The 14230-nt window shown below is 39.0% G+C and carries 10 protein-coding genes; 1 reads left to right on the top strand and 9 read right to left on the bottom strand.

The window, feature by feature from the left end:
* Positions 1 to 53 precede the first annotated feature (53 nt).
* The 9 genes from E1176_RS15295 to E1176_RS15255 form a co-directional block, all read right to left on the bottom strand.
* On the bottom strand, positions 54 to 1421 hold the full coding sequence (locus E1176_RS15295; protein WP_155211605.1) for a dipeptidase: 1368 nt from the start codon (positions 1419 to 1421) through the stop codon (positions 54 to 56).
* A gap of 71 nt (positions 1422 to 1492) precedes the next feature.
* Positions 1493 to 3415 carry a PAS domain S-box protein gene (locus E1176_RS15290; RefSeq protein WP_155211603.1) on the bottom strand — a complete coding sequence of 641 codons (1923 nt, stop codon included), beginning with the start codon at positions 3413 to 3415 and terminating at the stop codon, positions 1493 to 1495.
* A gap of 83 nt (positions 3416 to 3498) precedes the next feature.
* Positions 3499 to 4614, bottom strand: coding sequence for an acyloxyacyl hydrolase (locus E1176_RS15285; protein WP_155211600.1), 1116 nt, complete (start codon positions 4612 to 4614; stop codon positions 3499 to 3501).
* Between the two features lie 54 nt (positions 4615 to 4668).
* Complete coding sequence (locus E1176_RS15280; protein WP_155211598.1) at positions 4669 to 5256, bottom strand: TetR/AcrR family transcriptional regulator; 588 nt, start codon at positions 5254 to 5256, stop codon at positions 4669 to 4671.
* A 49-nt stretch (positions 5257 to 5305) separates the two neighbouring features.
* A complete protein-coding gene (locus E1176_RS15275) occupies positions 5306 to 6073 on the bottom strand; it encodes a hypothetical protein (RefSeq protein WP_155211596.1) in 768 nt (255 codons plus the stop codon).
* A complete protein-coding gene (locus E1176_RS15270; protein ID WP_155211594.1) occupies positions 6070 to 8706 on the bottom strand; it encodes a hypothetical protein in 2637 nt (878 codons plus the stop codon). Before E1176_RS15270 ends, E1176_RS15275 begins: the two co-directional genes overlap by 4 nt.
* A gap of 82 nt (positions 8707 to 8788) precedes the next feature.
* The gene (gene gdhA, locus E1176_RS15265) at positions 8789 to 10138 is read right to left on the bottom strand and encodes an NADP-specific glutamate dehydrogenase (RefSeq protein ID WP_155211592.1); all 1350 of its coding nucleotides are present in this window, start codon (positions 10136 to 10138) and stop codon (positions 8789 to 8791) included.
* Positions 10139 to 10205: 67 nt separating this feature from the next.
* Positions 10206 to 13022 carry an excinuclease ABC subunit UvrA gene (gene uvrA / locus E1176_RS15260; protein WP_155211589.1) on the bottom strand — a complete coding sequence of 939 codons (2817 nt, stop codon included), beginning with the start codon at positions 13020 to 13022 and terminating at the stop codon, positions 10206 to 10208.
* Positions 13023 to 13080: 58 nt separating this feature from the next.
* A complete protein-coding gene (locus E1176_RS15255) occupies positions 13081 to 13368 on the bottom strand; it encodes a hypothetical protein (RefSeq protein WP_155211587.1) in 288 nt (95 codons plus the stop codon).
* Between the two features lie 281 nt (positions 13369 to 13649).
* Between E1176_RS15255 and E1176_RS15250 the strand changes: the two genes are divergently transcribed.
* A partial coding sequence (locus E1176_RS15250) for an RNA polymerase sigma factor (protein ID WP_155211586.1) occupies positions 13650 to 14230 on the top strand: 581 nt, incomplete at its 3' end.

Raw genomic sequence — 14230 nt, 5'->3', positions numbered from 1 at the left:
TCAGGATGACTCACCTTTTGAGACAGCCTCCTTGTATCATATAGCAGCAGTTACTACTTACTCAACTTAGCAAAATGCTTATAGAAGAGCGAAATCGTTTCTATTCCTTTAAAGTAATTAGTCACCCCATAATGCTCATTTGGTGAGTGTATTGCATCTGAATCTAAGCCAAAGCCCATGAGCAGTGTGTCTAAGCCCAGCTCTTCTTTAAACAAGGCTACAATCGGAATACTTCCTCCATCTCTTGTAGGTATTGGTCTTTTGCCCCATGCCTCTTCAAAGGCATCACTCGCAGCAGCATACGCCACTGAGTCTATTGGCGTCACGGCTGGTTCACCTCCATGGTGAGGAGTCACTTTTACCTTTACACTATCAGGCGCTATACGCTTAAAATGATCACTAAATAGCTTCGTTATCTCTTCAGAAGACTGATTCGGCACTAAACGCATAGATATTTTAGCATTGGCCTTAGAAGGTAAAACCGTTTTTGCACCTTCACCAATATAACCACCCCAAATACCATTTACATCTAATGATGGACGAATGCCCGTCCGCTCGATAGAAGTATAGCCTTTCTCGCCATTCACATCATTGATATCAAGGTCTTTTTTATAGGCTTCTAAATCAAACGCAGCCTTATTAATTGCTTTTCTTTCCTCCTCTGTCAGCTCTTGTACATTGTCATAAAAGCCCGGTATGGTGATATGATTATTTTCATCTTTGAGTGACTCTATCATTTCACAAAGCACATTGATCGGATTTGCAACTGCTCCACCGTATACACCAGAGTGAAGGTCTCTATTTGGCCCGACAACTTCCACCTCTAAGTAGCTAAGGCCTCTTAAACCTGTTGTTATAGAAGGTGTATCAAGAGAGATCATTGCTGTGTCTGATACAAGTATCACATCTGCAGCAAGCTTTTCTTTATTGTTTTTTACAAAAATGCCAAGGTTGTCTGAGCCTACTTCCTCCTCACCTTCTATCATAAATTTGATGTTACAGCTCAAGCTGTCTGTAGCCATCATCGTTTCGAAGGCTTTTACATGCATAAACATCTGCCCTTTGTCATCACAGGCGCCTCTTGCATATATCTTATCATTTTTGATCACTGGCTCAAAAGGAGGAGAGTCCCACAGCTCGTAAGGATCTGGTGGCTGCACATCGTAGTGACCGTAAACCAGTACTGTAGGTAGAGAAGGATCTATTATCTTTTCTCCGTAAACTATTGGATAACCGGCAGTTTCACAGATTTCTGCCTTATCAATTCCGGCCTTTTCTAAGCTTGATTTTACGAAATCAGCAGCACGGTGAACATCATCTTTAAATTTACTGTCAGCACTTACAGAAGGGATACGAAGTAAGTCAATAAGTTCGTCTAAAAACTTCTGTCGATTTTCATCGATATATTGTTTTGCACTCATTCTATTGCCATTTGGTTAGAAAGCCCTAAAGGTAGTTCGATAATGTTAATTGCCCAATGATTAGCAGCAAATTAGGCTTCTGTATTAGGCAAAAAGATGTCTATCTGAGTGCCTTTTTTAGCTTCACTTTCGATATTAATAGTGCCTCCCAGTTTATCGATAGATTGCTTAACAATGTACATGCCCAGGCCAGAACCTTCTGATTTTTCTGTGGCCCTGTAAAACATATCGAAGATTTTATCACGATGAGTCTGATCTATGCCAATCCCGTTATCTTCAAACTTGATAGTCACACCAGCAGACTTGATGTCAACAGTGATATTGAGATAACTATTCTCCTTTTCTTCATCCTGGTACTTGAAAGCATTAGAAATGATATTGCTGAAAATAATTTTAAGGCGTAATGGATCTGTTTTAAAAGCATGATTTTTACCTTTCACATTCACTGTGGTTTTCAGTCTCTTGTAACCATCCAGGTATTCCAAATCTGCAATACAACCATTGATGAGCTCCTTAAGTTGCAGTTCTTCTATTTGCACATCGGCTCTACTGGCCTTGGCGTAATTAAGCATCGATTTTACAAAATCGTCAAGCTTCATTACACTTTGCTCTATTTTATCGAGATAGCCTTCCTTAGATCCGGGAGTATCGTCTTGTTTGGCGATGTTGACCAAACCGAGAATAGATGTGAGTGGTGAGCGTATGTCGTGAGAGGTCTTATAGACCAATTGATCTAACTCAAAGTTTCTATCTGAAAGCTCTTTCATGGCTATATTTAAGGCCTCTTCTCTCGCTGCAAGCGCCTGGTTTTGCTTCCTGAGTTCGTCATTTAGCATGATCAGCTGATCTTCGACTTGCTTTAAGTCCGAGATATCTCTTATCGCTCCATCAAAGTACTCCTCACCATCTTCTTTGATGACGTAGCTACTCATTAAACCCCAGAAAGTATCGCCATTTTTCCTCTTGAATAAAACTTCCTCATTTCTAATGGAGCCCAACCGCCTGAGGTTTTCTATGATGGTTTCTCTTTGCTCGGCATCGTTGTACAAGTCGTAAATATTTACCGCCATCACGTCTTCATTACTGTCAAAGCCAAACATCTCAACGAAAGCGTCATTGACATACACCAGCCCTTGCTTAAAAGTGCTCCGATAAATGCCTTCCTTTATATTTAGGTTTATGGAAGAAAGCAGTTGTTCGCTCTCCCTTAGTCTTTCCCGAGCCAGTTTTTCTGAAGTAATATCTCTGATGGCTCCATCGTAAATCTCCTGATGCTCACTGCCTTCACCTAATCTACTGCTGATTAGTCCCCAAAACTCTTCTCCATTTTTTCTGCGAAATTTGATTTCGACATTAGTAATACGCTTATTCTCAACCAGCAACTTTTTGATTTTCATTCGCTGGTTATCGTTTACGTATAATGTGCTCGGTTTTACCTTGTTAAGCTCTTCTAAGGAGTCGAAGCCAAATAAATTAAGAAAGGCGTGGTTTACATAGACAAATTTTTCACCCGGGAGATTTCTATAAAGCGCCTCGGTAATATTCTGGTTAATGCTCTCAAGTAGAAACTTGCTTTCCTTGAGTTTATCTTCTGCTTCTTTCTGTGCAGAAATGTCTCTAAAATTAGATACAATCCCTCCGACACTTGGTTCGTGCAACAAATTGGTGAGTGTGGTTTCACACCACACGTATCGGCCATCCTTTACCTGTAGGCGTTGTCTGAATGTAACTGATTTTCCCGGGTTATCTGCGGCTTTTGCAAACTGTTCATAGCAATCGGGCTTGTCATCGGGGTGGATAAACTCAATTCCCTTCCTGTTGTATAAATCAGCCTCCTCATAACCTCCAAAATTTTTTACAGATGGACTCACATAGGTGATATATCCTTCCTCGTCATAAAGCACAATGCCTTCATAAGCATTGTCAATAAGTGCCCGGAAGCGTTTTTCACTCCTGTTAAAATCTCCAGTATGTAGGTTTTCTTTACTGCCCATAATCTATCATGCGATTGGCCAATTCTTAGGCGCAGTATAGAAATATACGAAGTTATCTAAAGAAAGCGATGATGATTTTGTATTTAAAGGGTCACCCCAACTCCAAACTCAACCATATCTGCAGTACGGCTGTGGGCCTTAAGTGTGATCTGACCAAAGGCATTTTTTAAAGGGTAGTACTTAAGACCATAACGCTGGTACCAGGTAGCATCATATATTTTTTGGGGCTTAAACAGGTAGTAACCACCCTGTACGATCACTATCATCTTTCCTAGAAGTATTTCTGTGCCTGCTGTTATGGCCAACTGCCGGCCGTCAAGATCTGGCTCAAAATCTTCGGGCACAGATGGATCTCCAGCTTTCCATGTAGAGTGTGCTCTCTTCATCGACTCTCTGTCATACCAAAAGCCATCAACACCAAGCAAAGCACTGTTAAACCTTGTCACTTGCTTACTTACATAAAAAGAAGCACTGTAGGCGGTATGTTTAAAATCCTCTCGCCAAACCTCTCTCCAGGAGCGAGAAGCCATAAGATTAAATTTAAGCTTAGGGTCTATTCGTGTGGTCGTGTCTTTGTAGAATGTCAGATTTCCAGGATTTGGCACATAGCGCAACCCAACTCCGATTGCGGGAAAATTCATGCCATTGTTGGGCATATTTAACTTGCCATTTGAGTAGTGCCTAAAAGCAGCGTTAAAATTGATATAATAATTGGGATTTAATTGCACTTCATAATGCATCGTACCCCTGAGAATGTAACTAATGGTACTACTAACCGCCTTATTTTCAGGATTAGTTTCTTCATCGAAAGTTCTGGTAGAGTAGACCAAACCTGTACCAATATTAAATCTGAATTGCCCTTTCTTATCTTTACTGGTTGTGAAGTCTAAATAGCTTGAGAGTGAATATACTTCGCCCAGCTCATCAGGGTCTCCATAATTGTAATACTCAAAAGCGTGACCTACCTGAGGGTAATTAAAGATGCTCTGCCATGCTTTGTTGCCATTGGTCATTTTGTTGGCGTAAAGCTCAATGCCATATAAATTGGTAAGCTTTAGTTTAGGCATATTTGGTTTATACCGCAATACACCTCCATAGTACGGATTAGCTCCAAACGACCATATAGGTTTTTTCGCCTCCTGTGCATGCGCATCCAAACCAACCAATAAGACAGCAAATATAATTAGGGCTCTTATCATCTTCACCAAATCAGAATTCTGGCAAATCTATGAATCTTTTATGAAATGATGTAGCTAAGCATTTGCCACAAACAGGATATTGGTGACTGCATATAATTCTTTAAGCAACGCTTCGTCTGTTCGTAAAGCACTCTTATTTTTTAGAATAAATTCATCCTTAACAGCACTTAGTACAAATAATAATGGATCAACCAGCTTCTGAGAGGAGACTCTAGATTCGATGGCATTTTTCAGCAACGATTTTTGCTTGTCAAGGACTTCTGATTTCATTGCTGAAAGTTCTTCAGAATGATCATGTTTTAGGTTAATTAACAGATCAAATTTATCACCTAACTGCCTCGAAAACTTTAACTCGGCTATAGTTCTATGCACAAACCAATCGGCCAGATCATCACCTGCCTGGCTATCTAAGTATGCTATTACTTCGGCCAATTGATTGGCAGTATCATCAATCAAATATTGATAAAGTGCCTTTTTATTTTCAAAGTATTGATAAACACTACCCTTGGCTATGCCCAATGTTTTTACCAATCGGGAAATAGAAGATTGATGATAGCCGTGTTTGGCAAACTCTCCGATGGCGGCTTGCTCAAAACTATTTTTCTTTTTTTCTGATAATCTCTTGTACGTTGATGAAGGCATAGTATGACCGATTGGTCATAAGATAATGGTTTATTCGCCCTTTTACAATCTAGAATTCTGTAAATACCTCTTCAGGCACTTCATCAGTGACCTTTACCGCTTTAGGTCCTCTGTTATCTGATCGATCAGCCGAAAGCAATATGCCATTATACTCCTTATAATTATCCCAAGGCCAGATAGCGCTTGCACTATCTTGTTCGAAGCTTCTGAAATAGCTCCATTGCTTGATAAGGTTATCCTCTTCATCTACAAAAACCTCATATTTATTATTTGGAGTATCACCCACATTGTTAAAAGTAAGGGCTAGAATATGCGCTTGCTCACCTGCCTGAGTAGTATCTTTTCGATCATATTTTAAAGTAACACCAGAGTCTTTGAGCTTAAAAGGCATTACCAACCAATAGGAATCGTTGATCCAAATGCTTTTTCCACGCTCTACATATTTCTTCAAAGAGTCTGGCTGGGTCACTTCCTCTCCATTTCTCATTACCCGACCTGTGTTTTCATGAATATTTACCAAGTAAATCGAACTGTCTCTTTTATCTTCAATTCTCACCCGACCTGTAGACTTATCCCATACCAGGTCTCGTATACCGAAAAAATTCCAGGAGATTACTTTGGTGTTATCCCAGGCCTCTCTACCTCCCATTGCCACCATCACACTATCAGCAATAGTAATTGCAACAGAATCAGACTCTTTGAGATTAAAACCTTCTGCAGCCGGATTTACTTCAACATTTTCTACAGTATTTTCGGCTGGTTGATTGCATGCCCATAAAGCACATGGCAATATTGTCACTAGGATAAATTTTCTCATTTCTTCTTATTTTTTAAGCTTATAAAGTCTAGTATTTGCACATTCTTCTCCCTGAAAATATACTTCCTCAGCAAACCTTCTACGGGTAAGATAATAATTGCTACAATGATCTGAATGATAAAATCTATAACAGGTGAGGTTTGTGTACCAAACTCATTTTCTGCGACTGTTTGTATAAATTCTATAATGATGATTAACGTGAGCAAGGCCAACAACCTACTCATCATGCGGTATTTATAACCTAGCTTTTTCAGTTTTACTGACAAAAACAGAAGTAAAACCAGGGCACTAAACTCTAGCGCTAAAAACCAAGGTCTTTTCCAATAGGGTGGTAAAATTTCAAACTTAATAGGTGGCATTTCCTTGATACCACTCACGATATTTCTAGACCTCATTTTAAGCTCATAATCACCATCCGGTAGGTAAGGAATGGGTATTACATTATAGCCGCTCGACCACTCAGACCATTTATCACTCAAGCCTATAAGCTTATACTGATACTCTGTATTAAGTACACCTGTGTACTCTGGTTGTACAAATTCAAAGGTCAATGGGCTACTTTGTTGATCAAACTTTAGCTTAGGTTTTGGCAAAAACACCTCATTGGTTGTGCGGATGTCTTTCAAATACAGATCATACTCAGCGAGTGTTTTACCCATACTCTGATCTGCGTTGATTTTGTATAGATTCTTGTCTTTAGTAAGTACCCAAAAATCTTTTTGAGACTCATCGTATGAGATATGCTCTACATCAGTAAATACTGAGAGCACATCGAGCTGTGAGGAAGTGAATTTGGCTCCCAAAGTTTGCCACTTGTCATCTTTTAAAAGCCAGACGGCTCCCGTGTTATCTTTTAAGTATTTCCTTAATTGATTCTCCTTGGTTCGTTTGAGTTGTTTCTTATTTTCATCAAAAAGATAAATTCCAGATTCGTTTACAAAGTATACCTTCTTATCGTAAGCAACCCCATAAGTTTCATAGAAAAAAGGATTGTTGATAGCGTATTCTTCGGAGGCAACTATTTCATTGTTTTCTAATTTTATCCAATAGATCTCACTGCTGCTGCAAAACCAAATACGGTTTTCATGATCTTCAAAAATGTATGATACCCAATCTGAAAAATCATTAAGTAATTCTGTTTTTGTAAATCGCCCACGGTTTATGTTAAACACTTCGAACTTATCGTCATAAGTGCTTACAAACAATTTTTGGTAGGTCTCAGAAACGAAGAAAGACCTTGTAGGAACATTGGTGATCTGTGTCGCAGTTGAGTCTTGTATTACATAAAGACCATCGAGCCCCCCTGAATATAACCGGCCATCTTTCACGCTTAGATGATTGACCTTTGCGTCTATTCCGTCTACTTTTTTATACTCAAACCATGTATCTTCAAGTATCCGCTCCGTTCGGGAAGTAATTTTGGTAATATTCCTACTAGGTTGTACGTCCTCCTGTTTCTCCTTTTTATCTCTTTTCAGAAAGCCAAAAAGGCCTTTTCTTTCCTTCTGAGCGGATGAAGGCTTTTGTTGTTGTTGTCTTACAATCTGTTTTTCAAGTATAGTTTTTTGACTATACTCGCTGACCTCATCAAGATAAAACAGACCAAGAGATGTACCCACATACAGCTGTTCGTTATGACTTTGTACAGCTATTAAATCACCTTCCAAGCCTGGATACCTATCAAATGAGCGAAATGGGAAAGATGGAGAGATTCTGGTAAAGCCTTCATTATGCGCGACCCAGAGCCCTCGATAGCTATCTATCACCATAGCCAACACCTCATTATCTGGCAAACCATTGCTATAGTTTACAACCTGCTCTACCTCTTCTTTCTTCGGATTGATAAAAACAACACCACCTTTTAAAGTCGCAATAGATACTAAGGAATCATTAACCCACGCACCATCAATAGCTACACTTTCGTTTAAGTATTCGCTATCAACATCGAGTTTTTTTAAGGTTTTGTCAGTAAGTATTGAGAGCTGATTATTTGACTCTCCTAACAGATAGGTAGTCTCATTTTGCCTGGATACAAATTCTATAAACTTACCGTTGAGATAGTCTTGCGGTGGGTCAGACAACGAATTATCTTCAATAAGTTTAACTCCACTTATTTCTGTATTGACGTATACTTTACCCTGTATTTCCAGAAGCTTAAGAAGATCTCCGGAATAAGCAGATTTTATCTTTTTTTGCTTTCCTGTAGTGAGATCATAAATAAAGATGTTGGTTGGGTTGATACCATATAACTTATCCTGAAATATGAGCATATCAAAAACATCTCGTGTAGTGCTATCTGAGAGTGAGATATACTCCTGGTAATCTTCCTGGCTGTTACTTATTTTACCAAAACCATCACTTCCTGCTGTATAAAGGACATTTTTATCGTCTATAGCTACAGAAAATATAGCTGATGGGGTTTGAATTCTTTCCCAGTTCTTACCATCAAACAAAACCACTCCTGAGCGATTGGCTATGCATATCACTCCTCTTTGGTTTTGAGCAATGTCAAAGTTTACATTATTGATATCTGCACTGCTGGGAGAGTAGTGAGTTAAAAAATATCCACCCTCTTGAGCAAAGACATTAATACAGGTAACTAGGCAAAAAAATATTGAAAGAAGCGCTTTCAAAGACTTAGTATTTGACTACAATGTAACGAAATAAAATAAAACAACCCCAAGATATCATCCTGGGGCTGCAAAAATTTGTATTTTATATTACGCCTTGAGCAATCATGGCATCAGCTACTTTTATAAAGCCACTGATGTTTGCACCTATCATGTAGTTGTCTTTGTGGCCGTATTCTTCTGCTGCTGAAAGACAGTTTTCGTGGATGTCTTTCATAATGTTTTTTAAACGATTATCAACTTCTTCACTCGTAAAGTAGGAGCCAAGGTAGTTTTGCATCATCTCGATGCCAGAAGTAGCAACACCACCTGCATTGGATGCTTTACCTGGTGAGTAAAGTACATCATTCTCTAAAACATGATCGATGGCATCTTTGATCAATGGCATATTGGCACCTTCACCAATCAGTTTTACACCATTCTTCACCATGTTTTCAGCGTCTTTCAAATTCACCTCGTTTTGAGTAGCACAAGGAAAGGCACAGTCAGCTTTAATATCCCAAAGTGGGTTAAACTCTTCGTCATCCTTATTCTCGTGGTATTCTGCCGAGCTGTATTCGTCCACATACTCTTTTATGCGACCTCTTTTATTGTTTTTCAGGTCTTTGATGAAATCAAGCTTCTCTTGCGTAATTCCCTCTTCATCATAAATGTACCCTGAAGAGTCTGAAGCTGTAACGGGCTTTCCACCCATGTGTAATATCTTTTCTATAGCATGCTGCGCCACATTACCAGATCCTGATATAAGACAAACTTTGTCTTCCATAGAATCATCTTTATGTTCCAGCATATTTTGAGCAAAATAGATTAAGCCGTAGCCGGTAGCTTCAGTTCTCATCAAACTACCACCCCAGCCAACACCTTTGCCGGTAAGCACACCTGTAAACTCGTTTGTAAGTCGCTTGTGTGTCCCAAACATATAGCCAATTTCTCGAGCTCCTACACCAATATCCCCAGCAGGCACGTCTACTCTATGGCCAATGTGCCTGGTCATTTCTATAAAGAAGTTCTGACAAAACCTCATTACTTCAGCATCTGACTTGCCTTTTGGGTTAAAGTCAGAACCACCTTTACCACCCCCCATAGGCAGACCGGTAAGTGCATTCTTAAATATCTGCTCAAAGGCTAAAAATTTAAGAATACCCGGGTAAACTGATGGGTGAAATCGTAAACCTCCTTTGTAAGGCCCAATCGCACTATTCATTTGTACGCGATAGCCACGGTTTATCTGTATCTCTCCATTGTCGTCCATCCATGTTACACGAAAAGACACAACCCTCTCAGGCTCGAGCATACGCTCAATAATTTTGTGTTTTCTATACTTGGGATTTTTATCTAATACCGGCTTGATGGCGTCTATTACCTCTTCAGCCGCTTGATGAAACTCTGGTTCGCCTGGGTTGCGATCTTTTATGTTTTCAAGTATTTCAGACATAGTTTATTTTAATTTTTTATTAAAGATAGTAGAAGTATTGACAACACAAACGATTGAAACCTCTACTCTATAACTTCTCAGCCAAAAACCTGGCTGTGTGATTGCTATCCTTGTGCTTGATCATTTCCTCTGGAGTACCAGTGAAAGTAACTGTTCCTCCATTTTCTCCCCCTTCAGGACCAAGATCTATTATCCAGTCAGCGGATTTGATTACTTCCATGTTGTGCTCGATGATAATGACAGAATTACCCTGTTCAACAAGTGCATTGATAGAATCCAACAGCTTGGTGATGTCATGAAAATGAAGCCCTGTGGTAGGCTCATCGAAAATGAACAAAATATGATCTTTTTTATCTCTGGTGTTCTTACCTAAATAATAGGCCAATTTTACTCGCTGCGCTTCGCCACCACTAAGTGAATTTGAAGATTGACCAAGGCCTATATACCCCAGGCCAACATCAAATAATGGTTGTAATTTATTGGTAATTGAGGTTTTTCCTTCAAAAAAAGCAAGTGCCTCTTCAACCGTAAGATCTAAAACATCTGCAATGTTTTTGCCTTCAAACTCCACATCTAGCACCTCTTGCTTAAACCTTTTGCCTTTGCAGCTTTCGCAAGTGAGATAAATATCAGCCATAAACTGCATCTCAATCTTCACAACACCCTCTCCTTGGCATGTCTCGCATCGGCCACCATCTACGTTAAAAGAATAATGCGATGGTTTATAGCCTCTTTGTTTTGATAATGGCATATCGGCAAATAACTGACGAATGGCATCATAAGCCTTTACATAAGTTACAGGATTTGATCTGGATGATTTCCCTATTGGATTTTGATCAACAAATTCGATTTGAGTGATCCTTTCATAATCTCCACCTAGTTTATCGAACTTACCGGTGGTCTCAGATACAGTTCCTAAAATTTTACCTATAGCCGGGTAAATAATTTTTTTGACTAATGTAGACTTACCTGAACCACTCACACCGGTGATAGTTGTAAGCACTCCCAAAGGCACCTGTACATCAATATTTTTCAGGTTATTTTCAATGGCGCCTTCTATTTTTATACTGTCTTTCCACTTTCTCCTTTTGTCTGGCACTTCTACCTTCGCTGTACCTAATAAATAGCCAGCCGTGTAAGAACTATTCCCGTCCAGGTCATCAATAGTTCCTTGAAAAACCAACTCTCCTCCATGTACTCCTGCATCTGGGCCAATATCGATAATTTGGTCTGCGGCCTGCATTACTTCTTCTTCGTGCTCCACAACTATTACAGAGTTGCCCATGTCTCGCAAAGATTTTAGCACTCCGACAAGTCGTTGCGTATCTCTCGGATGCAGGCCAATACTTGGCTCATCAAGTATATACATCGAACCAACCAGTGCACTCCCGAGTGAGGTGGCTAATTTAATTCTTTGAAACTCCCCACCAGAAAGAGTTGCGGTCATTCTGTTTAATGTGAGATAGCCAAGACCAACTCTGTTTATATAAGAAAGCCTGTTTTCTATCTCTTTTATTATTCTCTTAGAAACCTGTTTGTCGTGTTCGTTGAGCTGTAGTTGCTCAAAAAATTCAATAACTCGAGCTATTGGCATTAGCACCAAATCAGATATCGATTTGCCATCAATCTTTACATAATTGGCATCCTTTCTAAGCCTTGTACCACGACAATCAGGGCATACCGTACGACCTCGGTATCTGGAGAGTAGAACACGGTACTGAATTTTGTGTGTTTTGCTTTCCAGGTGCTTAAAAAAGGCATTTAACCCTTTAAAATATTTATTTCCTTCCCATAAAACTTCTCTTTCTTCCTCGGTAAGCTCGTTGTATTCCCGATGAATTGGGAAATCGAATTTAATGCCATCTTTGATTAATGGATCGAGCCATTTACCCATTGTAGCACTACGCCAGGGAGCGATCGCACCTTCATAAATTGAAAGGCTTTTATCGGGTATTACCAGGTCGGGATCGATGCCAAGTACTTTACCAAAACCCTCACACCTACGACAGGCTCCATATGGATTATTGAAGCTAAAGAAGTTAGCCGAGGGCTCTTCAAACTTAATCCCATCAGCTTCAAAGCGGTCAGAAAAGCTTTTTACACCCTTGCCTACAAGGTGTATATTACAATCGCCAATACCTTCGAAATAAGCAGTTTGTACGGAATCTGACAGCCTAAACTGTGTGTCTTCATCATCTTTTTTTACAACCGCCCTATCAATTAGGATTTCAACTTTTTGACCTTTCTTGATTTTTCGATGCTCTTCGATAAGGTCTTCAATAAACTCAGTTTCTTCATCGATTAAAACCCGGGTGTACCCTTTACTCAAAAGTACTTTAAGCTCTTCTTCAAGTGATCTGTCTTTAGTGATCTTCAGCGGGCAGCTTACCATGACTTTGGTGCCCTCTTCTTCGCTAAGTATATACTCAACTACATCGGTAACTGAGTCTTTCGAAACAACAGTACCGCTTACAGGAGAGTAAGTCGTACCGATTCTTGCAAATAATAACTTGAAATAATCGTAGATCTCGGTGGTAGTACCTACTGTAGACCTTGGGTTTCTTGTATTTACCTTCTGCTCTATAGCAATTGCTGGTGACACACCCCTTATATAGTCTACTTCAGGCTTTTCCATCCGGCCTAAAAACTGTCGGGCATATGAGCTCAAGCTTTCAACATACATCCTTTGTCCTTCAGCAAAAAGTGTATCAAAAGCCAATGATGATTTACCGGACCCAGATAGTCCGGTAACTACAACAAGTTTATTTCTTGGGATTGCGACACTAAGGTTTTTTAGGTTATTTACCCTAGCTCTTTTTATGATTATAAACTCTTTTGGGTCGAGTTTATCGAGTTGTTTTTCTGTAATTAAAGTATCCTGCATAGTGAGTTTGCAAAGATACTATACAAACGAGAGATAAAGAATGTTTAGCAATTGATTGCTATTCATCGAAGTCATCGTAATCATCTGGCCCAATTACGCCATCACCGCCAAATTCATTTTCATCTTCATCAAGCTCATAGTCTCCATCACTATTTTTAGTTACTGCTACTTTTATCAAATAATTAGTGTCTTCAGTCTCTAAAGGAATGCAAAAGAAAGGTTCTTTTTTTGCATTCATTAGTCTAATTAAATTTCCATCAAATCCGTCTGGGTAAGATTTTTTTACTTTCAGCTTAAGCTCATCACTTATAGTCTCTAAGCTTTTTATAACTCTTTTTTTATCCATTAGTACTTTATTATAATGTCTTTTTGGTGTTTAATTTTTTAAGAAATGTAACAAAAGAAAACGCCCATGTAAAAAGAAAACAACACATTTTTTTCATGGTTTCGAAAATTTAATTTTTTAACGACCTCATAACACGCAATAAAATTTTATTAGCTAAAAGTTTTGCATAGTATTTGTTTATTTCTTTACATTTGAATCTCTTACATAAAATTTTTTAGACTTAAACCACCCCGGCAGCAATATGATATAGACCTCTACGTTAACTTAAATTGAATATCTTAATGGAGAAGTATCAGATTAGTGATAGTAAGTTGGTATCACTTTACAAAGAAGGTAACGAAGGGGCTTTTGAAGAATTGCTGAATCGCCATAAGTCGCGAATATTCACCACTATTTATCTTATTGTAAAGGACAGTTACGTAGCAGAAGACTTATTGCAAGAAGTTTTTGTGAAAGCTATACGAACGATCAAAGAAGGTCGTTATAATGAAGAGGGCAAGTTTCTCCCATGGATAACGCGTATAGCACATAATTTGGCTATTGATAACTTTAGGAAGGAGAAGAGATATCCAACTGTGATTTTGGAAGATGGAAGTAGGGTATTTAATACCATGGAGTTTTCAGAAGATTCGATTGAATCTCAACAAATAAAGAAAGACACTCATTCCAGGTTACGGAAGCTCGTACAAGAGTTGCCGGAAGCTCAGAAGGAGGTCTTAATTATGAGGCATTATATGGAAATGAGTTTCCAGGAAATTGCGGAAACCACAGGTGTAAGTATAAATACAGCACTTGGAAGAATGCGATACGCCCTCATAAACCTGAGAAAGAAAATGGATAAATATAATATTGCGTATGACCA

The sequence above is a fragment of the Fulvivirga aurantia genome, assembly GCF_009711475.1.
Lineage (GTDB): Bacteria > Bacteroidota > Bacteroidia > Cytophagales > Cyclobacteriaceae > Fulvivirga > Fulvivirga aurantia.
The sequence above is the reverse complement of the archived record's forward strand: the minus strand, read 5'-3'. Positions and strand labels throughout refer to the sequence as shown.

Coding starts and splice junctions, on each gene's coding strand:
- E1176_RS15295 (WP_155211605.1), bottom strand. CDS start 1,421: ATGAGTGCAAAACAATATATCGATGAAAATCGACAGAAGTTTTTAGAC.
- E1176_RS15290 (WP_155211603.1), bottom strand. CDS start 3,415: ATGGGCAGTAAAGAAAACCTACATACTGGAGATTTTAACAGGAGTGAA.
- E1176_RS15285 (WP_155211600.1), bottom strand. CDS start 4,614: ATGATAAGAGCCCTAATTATATTTGCTGTCTTATTGGTTGGTTTGGAT.
- E1176_RS15280 (WP_155211598.1), bottom strand. CDS start 5,256: ATGCCTTCATCAACGTACAAGAGATTATCAGAAAAAAAGAAAAATAGT.
- E1176_RS15275 (WP_155211596.1), bottom strand. CDS start 6,073: ATGAGAAAATTTATCCTAGTGACAATATTGCCATGTGCTTTATGGGCA.
- gdhA (WP_155211592.1), bottom strand. CDS start 10,138: ATGTCTGAAATACTTGAAAACATAAAAGATCGCAACCCAGGCGAACCA.
- uvrA (WP_155211589.1), bottom strand. CDS start 13,022: ATGCAGGATACTTTAATTACAGAAAAACAACTCGATAAACTCGACCCA.
- E1176_RS15255 (WP_155211587.1), bottom strand. CDS start 13,368: ATGGATAAAAAAAGAGTTATAAAAAGCTTAGAGACTATAAGTGATGAG.